Below are 15,341 nucleotides of genomic sequence, written 5' to 3'. Positions count from 1 at the left end.
CTGCCGCCAAACCGCCCGTGGAGGTTCCCATGTCCTGGTTGTTGCTCGCGCTGTCGCTGGCTGTCTTCTGTGTCGCCTGGAGCGTCCACTCGCCGCTCCTGATGGTGCTTTGCATGCTGGCTGCGCTGGCCGCTTTGGGCGGTTTCGCCTGGCTGCGCTACAAGCTGCTGTTTCCCGAACGCACCGTCGCGATCGACGACACGCCGATGAGTGCGGAGGACATCCGCCGCATGCGCGATGCCCAGGCCGCCAATCCCGCCGTGCCCACGCCCCTGCCCGCCGCTTCGCATCCTGATGCCGACCAGATGCGCGCCGCCGCCCTGCGCGTCGCCGAACGCGATGCGCTGGAACAGCAACACGCGGAAGCACAACGCCGCATCGAGGAAATGGAGCGTCGCGCCGCCGAGGCCGAACAGCGCGCGACGGAGATGGCGCAGCGTCTCGCCGAGCTGCAACAACGCGAGGCGCAGCAACCTGCCTCGCCGATTGCTGCCGTGCGTCACCAGAACGTTCCGCCACCCATGCCAGTGCCAACACCTGTCGCCCACGTGCCGAAGCCGAACCTGCGCGACGAAGGCTGGAATCCCTACGCCGGCGAAGTGCAGGCACCAGCGAAGCCGGCGATCGATCCCAAAGCCGCCGGTCTCGACGTGCCGATGCTGACGCCCTTGCGCGACGACGCCGAACCGACATGACCGCACTCAGCGTCAACGTCAACAAGATCGCCGTGCTGCGCAATTCACGTGGCGGTGGCGAACCCGATGTCGTGCGCGCCGCGCGTACCTGCCTCGATGCCGGTGCGCAGGGCATCACCGTGCATCCGCGCCCCGATGCCCGCCACATCCGCGAGGCCGACGTCCACGCCCTCGCCCGCCTCTGCGCCGACTATCGCGTCGAATACAACCTGGAAGGCAATCCGTTCGCACCGCCACGTCCCGGCTATCCGGGATTCTTCGCGTTGTGCGCCGCCGTGCGTCCGGCACAGGCGACACTGGTGCCGGATGGCGACGGCCAGCTCACCTCCGATCACGGCTTCGATTTCGCGCGAGACAGTGATGCGCTCACACCGCTGGTCGCGCAACTGAAAGCGCTGGGATGCCGGGTCAGCCTGTTTGCCGATGCAACCGGCCAGCCGGACATCGCGCGCGCGCGCGATTGCGGCGCCGATCGCATCGAGCTCTATACCGGCCCGTTCGCAGAAGCGCATGCCCGCGGCGATGCCGCCTCCGTGGCGGACTGCGCGCGGACTGCGCGCATTGCGCAAGCGGCCAGTCTCGGCGTCAACGCCGGCCACGATCTGTCGCAATCCAATCTCGGCGATTTCCTGCGGGCAGTTCCCGACGTGCTGGAAGTCTCCATCGGTCACGCCCTAGTGTCGGAAGCGCTGTACGCCGGACTGGACGCCACCGTCCGCGCCTATCTCGACTGCATAAAAAATGCCGCCCCTTGATCAACAAGAAGGCGGCATCGTCGACAAGATCGGGGAGCTCGCACTCCCCGCTTGAAATCAGTTTTGCACGAAGCCGATCTTTTCCATGTTGGCGTTCTTCGCGGCTGCCAGCACCCTCGCGAAAATATCGTAGGGCGCTTCGTTGGCCGATTCGATCTGCAGCATCGGGGTATCGCTCGGATCTTCCGCCACGGTGTCCTTCATCTGGGCTTCCAGGCCCTTCAAGTCGACCACCGTTCCGTTCCACGACACCGTTCCGGTCGCGTCGATGCTGACCTTGACCGGCGGCTTCTTCGGCGGCGGCGGCGGCGTGGTGGTCGCCTGCGGCAGATCGAGCTTGATCGGATAGGTCTGGGTCGGCATGGTCACCATGAAGATGATCAAGAGCACCAACAGCACGTCCACGAGGGGCGTGACGTTGATGTCGGACATCGCGCCGCCACCGGAATTGGATGCAAATGCCATGTCGGCCTCCTTACTTCTGGTCGCCCGGCTTCGGCCGGATGGTGACGTAGCCGACGTTGAGCATGCCGGCCTGGGTCGCGATGGCAGTCATCTTCTTGAGAATCTGCATCTTGGTGTCGCGGTCGGCACGGATGTTGAGCAACGGCTGCGGTTTGCGCTGCGCGATCACCGCCAGTCGATCCTGCAAACCGCCTTCGCTCATCAGCTGGTCGTCGAGGAACAGCTGGCCGCCATCCTTCACCGACAGCGTCACCGGCGCGGTCTTCTCGTCCACGTGAGACGTGGGCGCGAGGGTGACCCGCGGCAGTTCGACCTTGGTTTTGTGGTTCATCAGCGGCGTGGTGATCATGAAGATGATCAGGAGCACCAACATCACGTCCACGAGGGGCGTGACGTTGATTTCCGCCATGGGTCCACCACTGCTGTTGCCTGTACTGAAAGCCATTCTCGGCGTCCTCGGGGATCGATGCTGTGCCGTGCGTGGGCGGTGATTAGCCGCCGACGCGCGAACCGGTCGCGAAGAAGTCGTGCAGGTCGTGCGCGAACGAATCGAACTTCGCGTTGGTGGTGCGGTTCAGGCGGCTGAAGAAGTTGTACGCCAACACCGCCGGGATTGCCACGAACAGACCGATCGCGGTCATGATCAGCGCTTCACCCACCGGACCGGCCACGGCCGAGATCGAGGCGTCGCCGCTGGCGCCGATGGCGATCAGCGCGTGGTAGATACCCCACACCGTACCGAGCAGACCGACGAACGGCGCGGTCGCACCGACGGTGGCAAGCACGGTCAGGCCGGATTCGAGGTACATCGATTCGCGGGTCACGGCCTGGCGCAGCGCACGATCGACGAACTCGGAGCGGTTCAGCGACTCGGCCAGGCGCGAGCCTTCGCTGCGCTGGTGGTGGGCAGCAGCCTGGGCGGCATCCAGCGCGATCTTGGAGAACGGCTCGTTGCGCGGCTGTTCTTCCATGTAGCGGACGGCGTCCTGCGCGTTCGGGGTTTCCCAGAACGTGTTGACCACGCGATCGGCGCTACCGCGGATGCGGGCGTTCTTGATGAAGTTCATGACGATCCAGTAGATCGACAACAGAGAGAAAATCATCAAGGTGAGGAAGACGATCCAACCGACGGCATCGAAGCCGTGGATCAGCTGGGCGAAGCCCATTTGCTGCAGAGCAGCGGCGTTGTTGCCACCGGCGGCGGCGGGAGCGGCTTGTTGGAGAAGCATTGCGCTTACCTTCTTGTCGACGAAAAGTGGAAAGGGATGAAGACTTGAACGAATCGAAACTTATTCGGCCTTGAACTCGACCGGGATGAAGCCAGTGCCGGCGTTGCCCGGGCAGACCTTGACGCCACGCGCCCAGTTGGTGGCGGCGCGATCAAGATCGCGATCACCCGAGGAGCTGGCGATGCTGGTGCCGGTCACGGCGCCATCGGCGGTGTAGTTGACCGTGACGCGCGCGGTACCACCACCAAAACCCTTGCCAAGCGCTTTGCCGAGAGCAACGTTCAACGGCGCATCCGACGGCTTGCCGCACAGGATGCCGCGGATGTCACCACCGTTCTTCGGCGCGGGCGGCGCTGCAGGTGCGGGTGGTGCGGGCGGTGCCGGCGGCGAAGGCGGTGCCGGCGGCGGTGCCTGATAGGACACGGCGCTGGCGGTATCGCTGACGATCGGCGGCTGCGGCGTCGGCGGAACCGGCGGCGACGGACGCGGTGGCTGCGGCGGCAGGTTCGGCGCCGGCGGCGGCGGCACCAGTTCCTTCGGCGGCGGCGGCGGCGGCGGCGGCGGCGGCTTGATCATCTGCACTGCCACGCGTTCGACCTTTTCGGCGTCGGCTTGTGGCGGCGATACCGGTGCCATCAACAGCAACAGCGCCGCGACGTGCACTGCCAGCGCAGCGGACATGCCGGCAATGCGCGGCCAGTTCAGGCCAGCGGCTTCGTCGTTGTCATGCCGGTAGTTGTGTGGGGCGATGGTTTCCGTCATTCGAGAACTCTGGGGAGTGGGCACGACGCCAGCAGGAATTTGTGGCCCCCGATCACCATGCGGCGACGGGAACCCCGAAGCTTATACCAACTTCTACCCTGCATTCCACATCATTCCGCAGGGTGAAGCAATTGTGGTTACTTCAGGAACCGTTGTGCAGCGGCCGGATCCTTTACACCTTTTTTTAACGCTTCCTGCGCTGCAGCCTTGGCGTCGGCCTTCTTGCCCTGCCCTGCCAGGATGCGCGCGCGGTTGAGATCGGCGTCGCCGGTGGTCGACATGCTCGCGGCCTTGGCGTAGTCGGCGAGCGCGATATTCCACTGATCCTGTGCGAATGCACTTTGTGCGACGACGCTGTAGGCAGTGGCCGTCTGGTCGTTCTTCGGAAGCGTGCCCTTGGCGACAGCGCTGTCGAGGACTTCCTGTGCTTCCTTCCAATTGGTGCCGGAATTCTGCAGCAAGGCAATGTAGTAATAGCGCAGGTCTTCGGGCGTGGTCAGCAAATTTTGCTTGTAGCGGTCACGCAGCAGCGCCAGCATCTCGGCATTGTTGTTGCCTTGCTGGTAGGTCGCCAGCAGGTTCTGCAACGCGGCGCGATCATTGGGATCCTTCGCCAATCGCTGCTTGTAGGCGGCGACCGCATCGCCAGCGTTGCCGGTGTGCGCGAGCAAGGACAGGCGCATGTCCGCGTACTGTTTGTCGGTGGTCTTGGTCTCGGCCAGGAACTGGTCAAGCACCTTCAGCGCTTCGGGGTATTTGCCGGAATTGCTGAGGCTGGCGACGAGATTGCTCATCGAGTCGTAATGGCCGTTGTTGTCGAGGCCGTTCGCGGTGATGACTTCCTGGAAATCGGTTGTCGCAGACGCGAAATCCTTCTGCGAGAACGCCGCGCTGCCGGCGATTTCATACGCCAACGACTTTTCGTAGGGCGTGCTGGCTTTCGGCAGGAAGTCATCGGCGAGGCTGCGGGTCTTGCTGAAATCCTGCGCGGCGAATGCCTTGCTGATCTCGCTCAGCTGCTTGCCGCCCTCATCCGAGACTTTCGGCTTCGGTTCCTTGCGGGTGGCCAGCGGGTAGCGCACCGCATCCTGTACGGCCTTGTCCTTCCGGTGGTCGGGGCGCGCAGTTTTGTTGTTGTCCTGATCTTGGGCCGCGGCAGAACGCATGAGTCGACTCTGGGCGGCAGTGGCACGGTCTTGGGCGTCTGTTTGTGCCGCCGCCGGCAATGCGACGACGGAACAGGCAATGATCATGGCAATTGACAACAAGCGGGTATGGCGCATGAAACGACTCCTGACACTGTTCAAGACGAAAGATTGACCATGGCGCAGTTACGCCCTGGCGTGGTACAGCGAACCACTTTCGTTTCCCCGGTCCGGCGGCGGTTCAATTCTTCAATTCAAGATGTCGAGTTTAACCGCATTTTGGCCTGCGGCCAGCAGCGCGCGCCTGTTCATACACCGGCATCAATCCTGCTGCCCGCCGGCTCAATTCGCCCAGGCGCGCCTGCGGGTCTGGGTGGGTGGACAACCATTGCGGAGGTCGGGCGCTGCCTTCGGCGATCATGTTCTGCCACAGGTTGACGGCCTTGCGCGGATCGAAACCGGCGCGCGCCATCAATTGCTGGCCAACGATGTCCGCTTCGCTCTCCTGAGCACGGCTGTTGGGCAACAGGAAGGCTGTCTGCGCAATCGTCCCGCCCACCTGCCCGACCGCATTGGGATCCACTCCGGCCATCGCAGCCAACACTTGCGCCAGCATCAAGCCACCCTGAGCGTTCTGTGCCCGGGTGATGCGTTCGTTGTGGTGATTGGAAATGACGTGGCCGATTTCGTGCGCGATCACGGTCGCCAGTTCGTCCTGATCGCGCGCGACCTTGAAGATGCCGGTATTGACGCCAACCTTGGCGCCCGGTAGGGCGAATGCATTCGGTTCGCTGTCGACGAAGACCACGGTTTCCCACTGGTAATGCTGCCATTGCGGCGGCAATTGCTGCACCAGGTCGCTGACGACGCAATTGACGTAGGCGCGTTCGCGCGGGTTCTGCGTCTGCGGTTTCTGTGCCTTGAGTTTGGCGAACTCCTGCGCACCCATCTGGTCCAGTTCCGGCTGGGACACGCCGCCCACCACCTGTTGGCGTCCAGTCGGCGACGTCGTGGTGGTTGTGGCACAACCCGCCAGCAGGCCGAAGGCGGCGGCGAGTGCGGCAACGCGAAGTTTCGGCTGGTGCATGGACAATGTCTCGAGGCGATGAATGGGCTAGTTGCGGTGTTTTAGGCGCTGCCGGTGTAAGAGCGTGTCAAAGCTGCGCTGACTGGTGTGGCCGGAGTTTCTCGCACGTACTGGCTGGCGTGGTCGGTCAGACCCAATGCGCGGGACGCCGTGAATCCGTCCATGGAGGCTCGACTCGGCATCCTGCCTCGTATGCCCGCGCATCGGGCAGGCCGCCCACTGGCCGCGCGCGCGTTGTGGCGACTCGTCGCTTCACACGTCCAGGTTCGCGACCTTCAGCGCGTTGTCTTCGATGAACTCGCGGCGCGGTTCCACCACATCGCCCATCAGGGTGGTGAAGATCTGATCGGCGGCAACGGCGTCCTCGATCCTCACCTGCAACAGGCGGCGCGTGTCCGGGTTCACCGTGGTTTCCCACAACTGTTCCGGATTCATTTCACCGAGGCCCTTGAAACGCTGGATCTGACGACCCTTCTTCGCTTCGTCGAGCAACCACGCCTGTGCATCGGCGAACGATGTGATCGCCGATGCGCGGTTGCCGCGCACGATCTGCGCACCGTCGCGCACCAGGCCATGCAATTGCAGCGCGGCCTCGCGCAACGGCCGCAGTTCGCCCTGTTCGAACACGGTCACCGGCAGGATCTGCGTCAGTTCTTCGCCCATGTGCTGGCGCGTAATCACCAGCGCCGCCGGACGCGATTCGGTTGCAGCCTGCAATTTCAGCGCATAACGCGGCTTGCCGAGTCCGGTCTGGTTGAGTTTCGCCGCTAGTGCATCGAGTTCGCCAGCGTCGATCCCGGCATTGGACAGCGGTGCGAAATCGATCAATGCATCGAGCACCGCCGGATCGTAGCGATGCGCATTGCGGGTGATCGCCGCGCGCGCTTCGGCGAACGCCAGCAGCAGTTTCTCCAGCGCCGCGCCCTCGATCGCCGGCTCGCCGCTTGCGGGCACCAGTTGCGCGCCCTCCACCGCGTTGTTGGCGAGATAGACGTCGAGCGCGGCATCGTCCTTCAGATACAACTCGTTCTTGCCCTGCTTGATCTTGTAGAGCGGCGGCAAGCCGATGTAGATGTGGCCGCGTTCGATCAGTTCCGGCATCTGCCGGTAGAAGAACGTCAGCAGCAACGTGCGGATGTGCGATCCGTCGACGTCGGCGTCGGTCATCAGGATGATGCGGTGATAGCGCAGCTTGTCGGGGTTGTATTCGTCCTTGCCGATGCCGGTGCCAAGCGCGGTGATCAGCGTGCCGACTTCCGCCGACGCCAGCATCCGATCGAAGCGCGCGCGTTCGACATTGAGGATCTTGCCCTTGAGCGGCAGGATCGCCTGGGTCTTGCGGTTGCGACCCTGCTTGGCGGAACCACCGGCCGAGTCACCCTCGACGATGAACAGTTCAGACAGCGCCGGGTCCTTCTCCTGGCAATCTGCCAGCTTGCCCGGCAACCCGGCGATATCGAGCGCGCCCTTGCGCCGGGTCAGGTCGCGGGCCTTGCGCGCGGCCTCGCGGGCACGTGCGGCATCGACGATCTTGCCAGCGATCGCGCGGGCTTCGTGCGGGTGTTCCTGAAGGAACTCCTCCAAACGTGCACCGAACGTGCTCTCAACGACAGGTCTCACCTCAGATGAGACGAGCTTCTCCTTGGTTTGGCTGGAGAAGCTGGGATCCGGCACCTTGACCGACAGCACCGCGATCAGGCCTTCGCGCATGTCGTCGCCGGAGAGGCTGACCTTGGCCTGCTTGGCGATGCCACTCTGTTCGATGTAGTTGGTCAGGGTGCGGGTCAGCGCCGCACGGAAGCCGATCAAATGCGTACCGCCGTCCTTTTGCGGGATGTTGTTGGTGAAGCAGAACATCGTTTCCTGATAGGCGTCGGTCCATTGCATGGCCACGTCCACGGTGATGCCGTTCTGCTCGCCGGTCACCGAAATCACGTGCGGGTGCAATGGCGTCTTGAGCTGGGCCAGATGTTCCACGAAGGAACGGATGCCGCCCTCGTACTGGAAGGTAGTGGTCTCGCCCTCGCCGCGTTCGTCGGTCAGGACGATCTTGACACCGGAATTGAGGAAGGACAGTTCGCGCAGGCGGCGCGCGAGGATGTCGTAGTGGAATTCGACGTCGGTGAAGATTTCCGGCGACGGCCAGAAGCGCAATGTGGTGCCACGGCGGTCGCCCTGGTCGCCCAGCCGTTGCAGTGGCGCAACCGGCTCGCCCAGGTGGTATTCCTGATGGAAGTGGCCGCCATCGCGCCAGACGTCGAGGCACAGTTTGTCGGACAGCGCGTTGACAACGCTGACGCCTACGCCATGCAGGCCGCCGGAAACCTTGTAGCTGTTGTCGTCGAATTTACCGCCGGCGTGCAGCACGGTCATGATGACTTCGGCTGCGGAGACGCCTTCTTCCTTGTGGATGTCGACCGGCATGCCGCGGCCGTTGTCGCTGACCGAAACCGAACCGTCGTGGTGGATGGTGACGATGATGTCGTCGGCATGGCCGGCCAAGGCTTCGTCCACCGAGTTGTCGACGACCTCGAACACCATGTGGTGGAGGCCGGTGCCGTCGTGGACGTCGCCGATGTACATGCCCGGGCGCTTGCGGACCGCTTCCAGGCCGCGCAGGACGGTGATCTTGGAGGCGTCGTAATTGGTGTTCTGAGGCGTGGGCGCGGCGCCCTCGGCGATATCCGTCATGCAGGTCCCGTGGCTGCGGCGAGGCTGGCAGGATGCCGTCTGCGCCGAGATTTTTCGATACTCCGATCATACCATCCGGGGGCTGCGGGATCGAGCGAAACGCTTGTTTTGCTGGGGTTTGCGCGAGCTGTTAGCGCTCAGAAGACGAATCAAGCCGCCCGCACAATCCATGTTCCACGTGGAACACCGTACTCGGCCATGCCGGATCAAGCGCCAGCGCCTCCAGCTCTGTACCGGTGATGAAGACCTGAGCGCCACTGGCCACCAGCGCCGAAAGCAAGGCATGTCGATGCTGGCGGTCAAGTTCCGAGGCCAGATCGTCGAGGAGAATCAACGGCCATTCGCCACGGCGGGCGCGGAAATCCTCAGCCTGGGCCAGCAACAAGGCGAGGGCAGCCAGCTTGCTCTGGCCGCGTGACAAGGCCTCGTGGCCAGGACGTGCAGCGAACCCGAGCTGCAAATCGGCGCGGTGCGGGCCGATCGTGGTGTAGCCCAGCTGCAGGTCACGCTCGCGGCTGACCAACAGCGCATCGGCCAGCGCGAGATCCTCGCGACGCCAGCCAGGAACATAGGCGTGATGTGCCGGGCCAAGTTCGGGCAGCAATTCTTTCGCCCAATGTTCGACCTGGGGTTCCAGTGCCTCGACATACGCCCGGCGGTGGCGATCGAGCAATTCGCCGGCCGCTGCCAGCTCGCCATCCCAGGCATCGAGGGCAGCCAAGGCGCCGCCAGACTTGAGCAGGGCATTGCGCTGCTTCAACGCTCGAGCATGCCGCCGCCAGACCGGCATGAATCCCGGTTCCACGTGGAACAATCCCCAGTCGAGCAGGCGGCGACGCGGCTCGCCACCACCGGACAGCAGGGCATGGCTGCCCGGTTCGAAAGTGACGGCGGCCAGAGCGGTGCACAGCTCGCTGAGCTGACCGACATCAGCGCCATCCAGCCGACCTTCCCATTCGTTGCCGGCGTGGCGCAAGCCGACCTGCCGCCGCCGACTACTGTCCTGTTCAGTCCAGCGCGCAAAGACCTGCAGGGCGGGCGCCCCCGTGCGGATCAAGCCGTCGCGCACGCGACCGCGGAAACTGCGGCCATAGGCCAGCAGGTGCAAGGCTTCCAGCACGCTGGTCTTGCCTGCGCCATTGCCGCCCACAAGCAGATTCAGGCCATCGCCGGGTTCCACACTGGCCTGCCGAATACTGCGGACATCGGCAATTTCAAGCTGCTGCAGCTTCATGCCATAACCCACGCAAGCAACAACGCCCGGACTGGCCGGGCGTTGCGGATGTTCCACGTGGAACAGGTTCGAATCACGGTGGTCCCATCACAGGCGCAGCGGCATCACCACGTGGCGGCAACGCTCGTTACTGGCCTCGCGCACCAGCGCCGAGGAGTTGGCGTCGCGCAGGGCCAGCACGACCCGCTCGTCGCGCAGGGAAGACAAGGCTTCCAGCAGGTAGGTGACGTTGAAGCCGATGGTCACCCCTTCAACCTTGGTATCGACCTCGACATCATCCTGGGCTTCTTCCTGCTCAGGATTGTGCGAGCTGATGCGCAACTGGCCCGGGGTCACTTCCAGACGGACGCCGCGGTATTTCTCGTTGGAGAGGATGGCGACACGCTGCAGGGCGGCGCGCAGTTCTTCGCGATCCATGGTCACGAGCTTGTCGGCACCGATCGGGATCACGGCTTCGTAATCGGGAAATTTGCCGTCGATCAGCTTGCTGGTGAAGGTGACATCGTCGCGCTTCACGCGCAGGTGGTTGCGGCCGAGTTCGAGTTCGAGCACGCGGTCGCCGCCTTCGAGCAGACGCTGCAGTTCCTGCACGCCCTTGCGCGGAACGATGATCTGGCGCTTGGCGTGGCTGCTGCCATTGAGCTGCGCTTCGCACAGGGCGAGGCGGTGGCCATCGGTGGCGACGCAGCGCAGGAGGCCATCGCGCAGGTCGAACAACAGACCGTTGAGGTAGTAGCGCACGTCCTGCTGGGCCATCGCGAACGCGGTGCGGTCGATCAGTTCCTTGAGCGCGGATTCGCTGATCTCCACGCGCTCGGTGGCGTCGACTTCATCGATCGAGGGGAAATCGTTGGCGGGCAGGGTGGCGAGGCTGAAGCGACTGCGTCCAGCCTGGACGCTCATCTTGTCGCCGGTCTGGCTCATCGTTACCTTGCTGCCGTCGGGCAGGGCGCGAACGATGTCGAACCACTTTCGGGCCGGGATGGTGATTTCACCGTCTTCGGAATCGCCCTCCAGCGTGGTCCGCGACACCATCTCCACTTCGAGGTCGGTGCCGGTCAGGGCGAGGTTGCCGTGTTTGACCTGGACCAGCAGGTTGGCCAGGACGGGCAGTGTCTGGCGACGTTCCACCACGTTCACCACCTGCGCCAGGGGTTTCAGCAGGGCTTCGCGTTGCAGGGTCAAGCGCATGGGTGTGTTTCCGGGTTCGGGATCGATCCACTGCTTTTATAAAGAGGTGGATAAATCAAAAACGGTGGTGGTGGTAGTGTCGCGTCAGGTTGTGGAAAAGCAGTTCAACTTATTGATTTAAAACAGAATTTGTTCAATGTTAGGACGTGGACAAGTGGCCTGGAAGCACTGGGACAAGTTGTGGACAACTTGGCGCGATCGAACTGTCCAGATGTTGTCCACAGGATTCCCCGGTACTCATTCACTGAGTTTGCGCAACAGTTTCTCCCAATCCTCGTGGAGTTTGCCATCGGTCTCGAGCAATGTGCGGATCTGGCGACAAGCATGCAGCACGGTGGTGTGGTCGCGGCCCTCGAAGGCGTTGCCGATTTCCGGCAGGCTGAGGTCGGTCAGTTCCCTGGCCAGCGACATCGCGATCTGGCGCGGCCGGGCGAGCGAGCGCGTGCGCTTCTTGCCGGTCAGCTCCTTGGTTTGCAGGCCGTAGTAGTCGGCGACGGCCTTCTGGATCTGGCCAATGCCGACGGAGTGGTCGCGAAGCACATCGCGCAGGGTTTCCTGGGCGAATTCGAGGGTGATCGGGCGGCCGGTGAAGTTGGCGCGGGCGATCAGCGTGTTGAGCGCACCCTCGAGGTCGCGCACCGACGAGCGCATCTTCTTGGCGATCAGGTTGGCGACATCGTCGGGCAGGGGCACGCCGCGTTCGCGCGCTTTCGACAACACGATTTGCGCGCGGGTCTCGTAGTCGGGCGGATCGATCGCGACCGGCAGGCCCCAGCTCAAGCGCGATTTCAGCCGGTCTTCGAGGCCGGCGACTTCGCGCGGATAACGGTCGCAGGTGAGGATGATCTGCTGGCGGCCGTCGAACAGCGCGTTGAAGGTGTGGAAGAACTCTTCCTGGGTGCGATCCTTGCCGGCGAAGAACTGGATATCGTCGATCAGCAGCGCATCGAGGCCCTGGAACTGCCTGCGGAAGGCATCGGTGCCACCGGCGGTGGGATCGTAGAGCGCCTTGGTGAAGCCATCCATGAACTCCCTTGCACGCAGGTACAAGACCTTGGCAGAAGGATTGCGCGCCAGCAATTCATTGCCGGCGGCGAACATCAGATGGGTCTTGCCGAGGCCGGTCGCGCCATACAGCAGCAACGGGTTGTGGGCGCGATCGCCGGGCGATTGCGAGGCCTGCCAGGCGGCGGCGCGCGCCAATTGGTTGCTGCGGCCTTCGACGAAGTTCTCGAACACGTACTGGTTGTCGAGATTGCCGTGGAAGGCAGGCTCGTTGCTGCGGACGTGACTGGAACCCATTGCCGGCGAGGGTGCAGCGCGCTTGAGCGCGCCGACTTCGATGGCGACGTCGCGACTGCCGGCGTAGTGGTCGAGCAGTTCGCGGATGCGCGGCAGGAAGCGTTCGCGGACCTGTTCCACCACGAAGGCATTCGGCGCGTACAACACCAGCGCGCGGTCACGCGCATCGGCCTGCAGCGGTCGCAACCAGGTGTGGATGTCCTCGCTCGGGAATTCATGCTCGAGCTGGGCCAGGCAACGGGGCCAGGCTTCCAGGGCGGGGGTCGGCGGCAACAGGCTCATCGGGCTCGTGGACGTGCGTTCGGCCCGACGTGCGGGTATCCGGACTGGGAGGGAAGTGAGCAGCCTATCATCGGGGGGCGGGGGCTGCATCCGCAGATGCGCCCGGGTTTGACAGGTCGCCCGGAACCCCGCTAGAATTTCCGGTTCCACGTTTCCCGATGGCGCCGATCATGGCCACCAAGCGCACCTACCAGCCCAGCAACCTCAAGCGCAAGCGCGATCACGGCTTCCGTACCCGCATGAAGACGGCCGATGGCCGCAAGATCTTGGCACGCCGCCGCGCCAAGGGCCGCAAGCGCCTGAGCGCCTGATCGGCGTTGTGGTACGGGACGGACTGATGCCGTCCCCTGCGGACGCACGGCAATTTCCCAAATCGGCTCGCGTGCGAACGCGGGCCGATTACACGTGCGCGTTCGATGGCGCGCGGCGCCTGCATACACCATTGCTGCAACTGGCGGTGAAACGCGACGCGACAGCTGATTCTGGCGCGCGGCTGGGCATCGCCGTCTCGCGCAAGGTGGATGGCAACGCCGTCGGCCGCAACCGCATCAAGCGCGTCTGGCGCGAAACCTTCCGCCAGCAGCGCGCGGATCTCCCTGCCGGCAGCTACGTCGCGGTAGCCAAGCCGGCCGCGGCGCAGGCAGACAATCCCGCTTTGCGCGCCGCCCTGCTTGAATTGCTGGCGCGCGCCGCCAGATTGCCGTCACCTGCCGCCGTCGGCACAATGCCGCCCGACACCTCATCCCCCAGTTCTTCCACGACCGACGTCGCAACCGACGCGTCCATTTCCGGCTGATCGCATGAACCAGACCCGCCTCACCCTGTTGTTCGCCTGGCTCATGGTGGCCGTCCTGCTGTGGATGGAGTGGGGCAAGGAGCATGCCGCGCCACAGACGCCGGCAGCGGTTGTTCCAGTCGCGCAGACGGTTCCGCAAGTGGTGCCAGGTGCGACGCCCGCCACCGTGCCGACGGCCAGCGTGCCGGGGCAGGCTGCGGCGCCGGCTACCACCAGTGCATCCGCCGCACCTGCAGCGGTGCAAGTCGAGACGGATGTGCTGCGCGTGCAGCTGGACGGCGGCAGCTTCCGCCAGGTCGATCTGCTGCAGTACCCGAAGACGCTGGGCGGCAACGATCCGGTGCGGCTGTTCTCAGCCGACAACGCCGATTACTACCAGGCACAAACCGGCTGGAGCGGGCAGGGTGGATCGGCCGCGCCGAACCATGCCGGCTTCGTGGCTGATGGTGGCGCGACGCAATTCAAATTGGCGCCGGGTGCGAACACACTCGACGTGCCGTTCACTTGGGTGGCCAATGGCGTGACCATCCATCGCGTGGTGCGCTTCACTCGCGGCAGTTATGCGGTCGACGTGCGCGACAGCGTGAGCAATGCCGGCACCACGCCGTGGCAGGGCTATGTCTATCGCCAGCTGGTGCGGGTGCCGCCGACGCTGCAGACCGGGATGATGCATCCGGAGTCGTACAGCTTCGTCGGTGCGACGTGGTCGGATGGCAAGCATTACGCGCGCCGTCCGTTCAAGGACTACATGGATGGCGGCGCCGTCGATCAGACCATCCAGGGCGGCTGGCTGGCGATGCCGCAACATCACTTCATCAGCGTGTGGATTCCGCAGGCCGATCAGTCGTCCAAGGTTTCGCTGAGCCAGAACGGTCCGGCCGACAGCATCGCGGCGATGGGGCCGGGTTTCACCGTGCAGCCCGGCCAGGCGGCGACGACGACTGCGCGCTTGTGGGTCGGTCCCAAGGACGTCAAGGCGCTCGATGCGCTGGGCGTGCCGGGGCTTGATCGCGCCATCGACTACAGCCGTTTCGACATGTTCGCGTATCTCGGGACCGGCCTGTTCTGGCTGCTCTCGAAGATCCACGGCCTGATCGGCAACTGGGGCTGGTCGATCATCGGGCTGGTCTTCCTGCTGAAGCTCGCGCTGTTCCCGCTGTCGAATGCGCAGTACAAGTCGACGGCGAAGATGCGGCGCATGCAACCGCGGATGAAGGCGCTGCAGGAACGCTACGGCGACGACAAGCAGAAGCTCCAGATGGCGATGATGGAGCTGTACAAGACCGAGAAGATCAATCCGATCGGTGGCTGCCTGCCGATCATCCCGCAGACGATCATCTTCATGACGCTGTACTGGGTGCTGTCGGAATCAGTGGAGCTGCGCCACGCGCCGTGGATGGGCTGGATCCATGATCTCACCGCGCGCGATCCCTATTTCGTGCTGCCGATCCTCAACGCCGCGATCATGTTCTTCACCCAGCACCTGACGCCGCCGGCGCCGGGCATGGATCCGACCCAGCAGAAGATGATGAAGGCGATGCCGGTGATCTTCGGCGTGATCCTCGCCTTCCTGCCCGCCGGCCTGGTGCTGTACCAGGTGGCGAATGGCGCGCTCGGCCTGCTCCAGCAGACCTACATGCTGCGCAAGTACGCCGACAAGGCTTCGCCCGGCACGCACGAAACAAAGAAGAAATAAGGCCGAGTCGA

At 64.1% G+C, this 15,341-nt stretch carries 15 protein-coding genes; 5 read left to right on the top strand and 10 right to left on the bottom strand.

What is annotated here, in order from left to right:
* Positions 1–29: 29 nt before the first annotated feature.
* Both Lysil_RS02050 and Lysil_RS02045 read left to right on the top strand, forming a co-directional pair.
* Positions 30–695: a hypothetical protein gene (locus tag Lysil_RS02050; RefSeq protein ID WP_103073905.1), complete on the top strand. Its 666-nt coding sequence runs from the start codon at positions 30–32 to the stop codon at positions 693–695.
* Positions 692–1,450 (top strand): pyridoxine 5'-phosphate synthase, encoded by a 759-nt coding sequence (locus Lysil_RS02045; protein WP_103073904.1) that lies wholly within the window; start codon positions 692–694, stop codon positions 1,448–1,450. The genes Lysil_RS02050 and Lysil_RS02045 overlap by 4 nt, the downstream gene beginning before the upstream one ends.
* Before the next feature lie 57 nt (positions 1,451–1,507).
* Here the strand turns inward: Lysil_RS02045 and Lysil_RS02040 are convergent, their stop codons facing one another.
* The 10 genes from Lysil_RS02040 to dnaA all read right to left on the bottom strand — a co-directional run bounded on the left by Lysil_RS02040 (position 1,508) and on the right by dnaA (position 12,811).
* Positions 1,508–1,915, bottom strand: coding sequence for an ExbD/TolR family protein (locus Lysil_RS02040; protein ID WP_103073903.1), 408 nt, complete (start codon positions 1,913–1,915; stop codon positions 1,508–1,510).
* Between the two features lie 10 nt (positions 1,916–1,925).
* Positions 1,926–2,360, bottom strand: a complete 435-nt coding sequence (locus tag Lysil_RS02035) for an ExbD/TolR family protein (RefSeq protein ID WP_103073902.1) — start codon at positions 2,358–2,360, stop codon at positions 1,926–1,928.
* Positions 2,361–2,406: 46 nt separating this feature from the next.
* A complete protein-coding gene (locus tag Lysil_RS02030) occupies positions 2,407–3,144 on the bottom strand; it encodes a MotA/TolQ/ExbB proton channel family protein (RefSeq protein ID WP_103073901.1) in 738 nt (245 codons plus the stop codon).
* A gap of 60 nt (positions 3,145–3,204) precedes the next feature.
* The gene (locus tag Lysil_RS02025; protein WP_129588333.1) at positions 3,205–3,906 is read right to left on the bottom strand and encodes an energy transducer TonB family protein; all 702 of its coding nucleotides are present in this window, start codon (positions 3,904–3,906) and stop codon (positions 3,205–3,207) included.
* A gap of 137 nt (positions 3,907–4,043) precedes the next feature.
* Entirely contained in the window at positions 4,044–5,072 is a 1,029-nt protein-coding gene (locus Lysil_RS02015) for a tetratricopeptide repeat protein (protein ID WP_165782349.1), read from the bottom strand.
* Between the two features lie 247 nt (positions 5,073–5,319).
* Complete coding sequence (locus tag Lysil_RS02010; RefSeq protein WP_103073898.1) at positions 5,320–6,138, bottom strand: M48 family metallopeptidase; 819 nt, start codon at positions 6,136–6,138, stop codon at positions 5,320–5,322.
* A gap of 252 nt (positions 6,139–6,390) precedes the next feature.
* Positions 6,391–8,829, bottom strand: coding sequence for a DNA topoisomerase (ATP-hydrolyzing) subunit B (gene gyrB / locus Lysil_RS02005; RefSeq protein WP_103073897.1), 2,439 nt, complete (start codon positions 8,827–8,829; stop codon positions 6,391–6,393).
* 130 nt (positions 8,830–8,959) lie between these two features.
* Positions 8,960–10,063: a DNA replication/repair protein RecF gene (gene recF, locus Lysil_RS02000; RefSeq protein WP_103073896.1), complete on the bottom strand. Its 1,104-nt coding sequence runs from the start codon at positions 10,061–10,063 to the stop codon at positions 8,960–8,962.
* Between the two features lie 87 nt (positions 10,064–10,150).
* Positions 10,151–11,254, bottom strand: a complete 1,104-nt coding sequence (gene dnaN, locus Lysil_RS01995; RefSeq protein WP_103073895.1) for a DNA polymerase III subunit beta — start codon at positions 11,252–11,254, stop codon at positions 10,151–10,153.
* A gap of 237 nt (positions 11,255–11,491) precedes the next feature.
* The gene (gene dnaA, locus Lysil_RS01990; RefSeq protein ID WP_103074931.1) at positions 11,492–12,811 is read right to left on the bottom strand and encodes a chromosomal replication initiator protein DnaA; all 1,320 of its coding nucleotides are present in this window, start codon (positions 12,809–12,811) and stop codon (positions 11,492–11,494) included.
* Positions 12,812–13,008: 197 nt separating this feature from the next.
* Here dnaA and rpmH point away from each other — a divergent pair, with 197 nt between their 5' ends.
* From rpmH to yidC, 3 genes are read left to right on the top strand one after another with little or no spacing between them, the layout of a single operon-like run.
* Entirely contained in the window at positions 13,009–13,149 is a 141-nt protein-coding gene (gene rpmH / locus Lysil_RS01985; protein ID WP_103074930.1) for a 50S ribosomal protein L34, read from the top strand.
* Between the two features lie 26 nt (positions 13,150–13,175).
* On the top strand, positions 13,176–13,634 hold the full coding sequence (gene rnpA, locus Lysil_RS01980; protein WP_103073894.1) for a ribonuclease P protein component: 459 nt from the start codon (positions 13,176–13,178) through the stop codon (positions 13,632–13,634).
* A 4-nt stretch (positions 13,635–13,638) separates the two neighbouring features.
* Positions 13,639–15,330, top strand: coding sequence for a membrane protein insertase YidC (gene yidC / locus Lysil_RS01975; protein ID WP_103073893.1), 1,692 nt, complete (start codon positions 13,639–13,641; stop codon positions 15,328–15,330).
* Positions 15,331–15,341 lie beyond the last annotated feature (11 nt).

The sequence above is a fragment of the Solilutibacter silvestris genome (assembly GCF_002895945.1).
Classification (GTDB): Bacteria; Pseudomonadota; Gammaproteobacteria; order Xanthomonadales; family Xanthomonadaceae; genus Solilutibacter; species Solilutibacter silvestris.
This window is presented reverse-complemented; position numbering and strand designations above follow the sequence as displayed.

Bases quoted from the DNA above. Each gene is read 5' to 3' on its own strand.
- Lysil_RS02045 (WP_103073904.1), top strand. From the start codon at position 692: ATGACCGCACTCAGCGTCAACGTCAACAAGATCGCCGTGCTGCGCAAT.
- Lysil_RS02030 (WP_103073901.1), bottom strand. From the start codon at position 3,144: ATGCTTCTCCAACAAGCCGCTCCCGCCGCCGCCGGTGGCAACAACGCC.
- Lysil_RS02015 (WP_165782349.1), bottom strand. From the start codon at position 5,072: ATGCGTTCTGCCGCGGCCCAAGATCAGGACAACAACAAAACTGCGCGC.
- dnaN (WP_103073895.1), bottom strand. From the start codon at position 11,254: ATGCGCTTGACCCTGCAACGCGAAGCCCTGCTGAAACCCCTGGCGCAG.
- Lysil_RS02010 (WP_103073898.1), bottom strand. From the start codon at position 6,138: ATGCACCAGCCGAAACTTCGCGTTGCCGCACTCGCCGCCGCCTTCGGC.
- Lysil_RS02035 (WP_103073902.1), bottom strand. From the start codon at position 2,360: ATGGCTTTCAGTACAGGCAACAGCAGTGGTGGACCCATGGCGGAAATC.
- rpmH (WP_103074930.1), top strand. From the start codon at position 13,009: ATGGCCACCAAGCGCACCTACCAGCCCAGCAACCTCAAGCGCAAGCGC.
- recF (WP_103073896.1), bottom strand. From the start codon at position 10,063: ATGAAGCTGCAGCAGCTTGAAATTGCCGATGTCCGCAGTATTCGGCAG.
- Lysil_RS02050 (WP_103073905.1), top strand. From the start codon at position 30: ATGTCCTGGTTGTTGCTCGCGCTGTCGCTGGCTGTCTTCTGTGTCGCC.
- rnpA (WP_103073894.1), top strand. From the start codon at position 13,176: ATGCCGTCCCCTGCGGACGCACGGCAATTTCCCAAATCGGCTCGCGTG.
- gyrB (WP_103073897.1), bottom strand. From the start codon at position 8,829: ATGACGGATATCGCCGAGGGCGCCGCGCCCACGCCTCAGAACACCAAT.
- Lysil_RS02025 (WP_129588333.1), bottom strand. From the start codon at position 3,906: ATGACGGAAACCATCGCCCCACACAACTACCGGCATGACAACGACGAA.
- Lysil_RS02040 (WP_103073903.1), bottom strand. From the start codon at position 1,915: ATGGCATTTGCATCCAATTCCGGTGGCGGCGCGATGTCCGACATCAAC.
- yidC (WP_103073893.1), top strand. From the start codon at position 13,639: ATGAACCAGACCCGCCTCACCCTGTTGTTCGCCTGGCTCATGGTGGCC.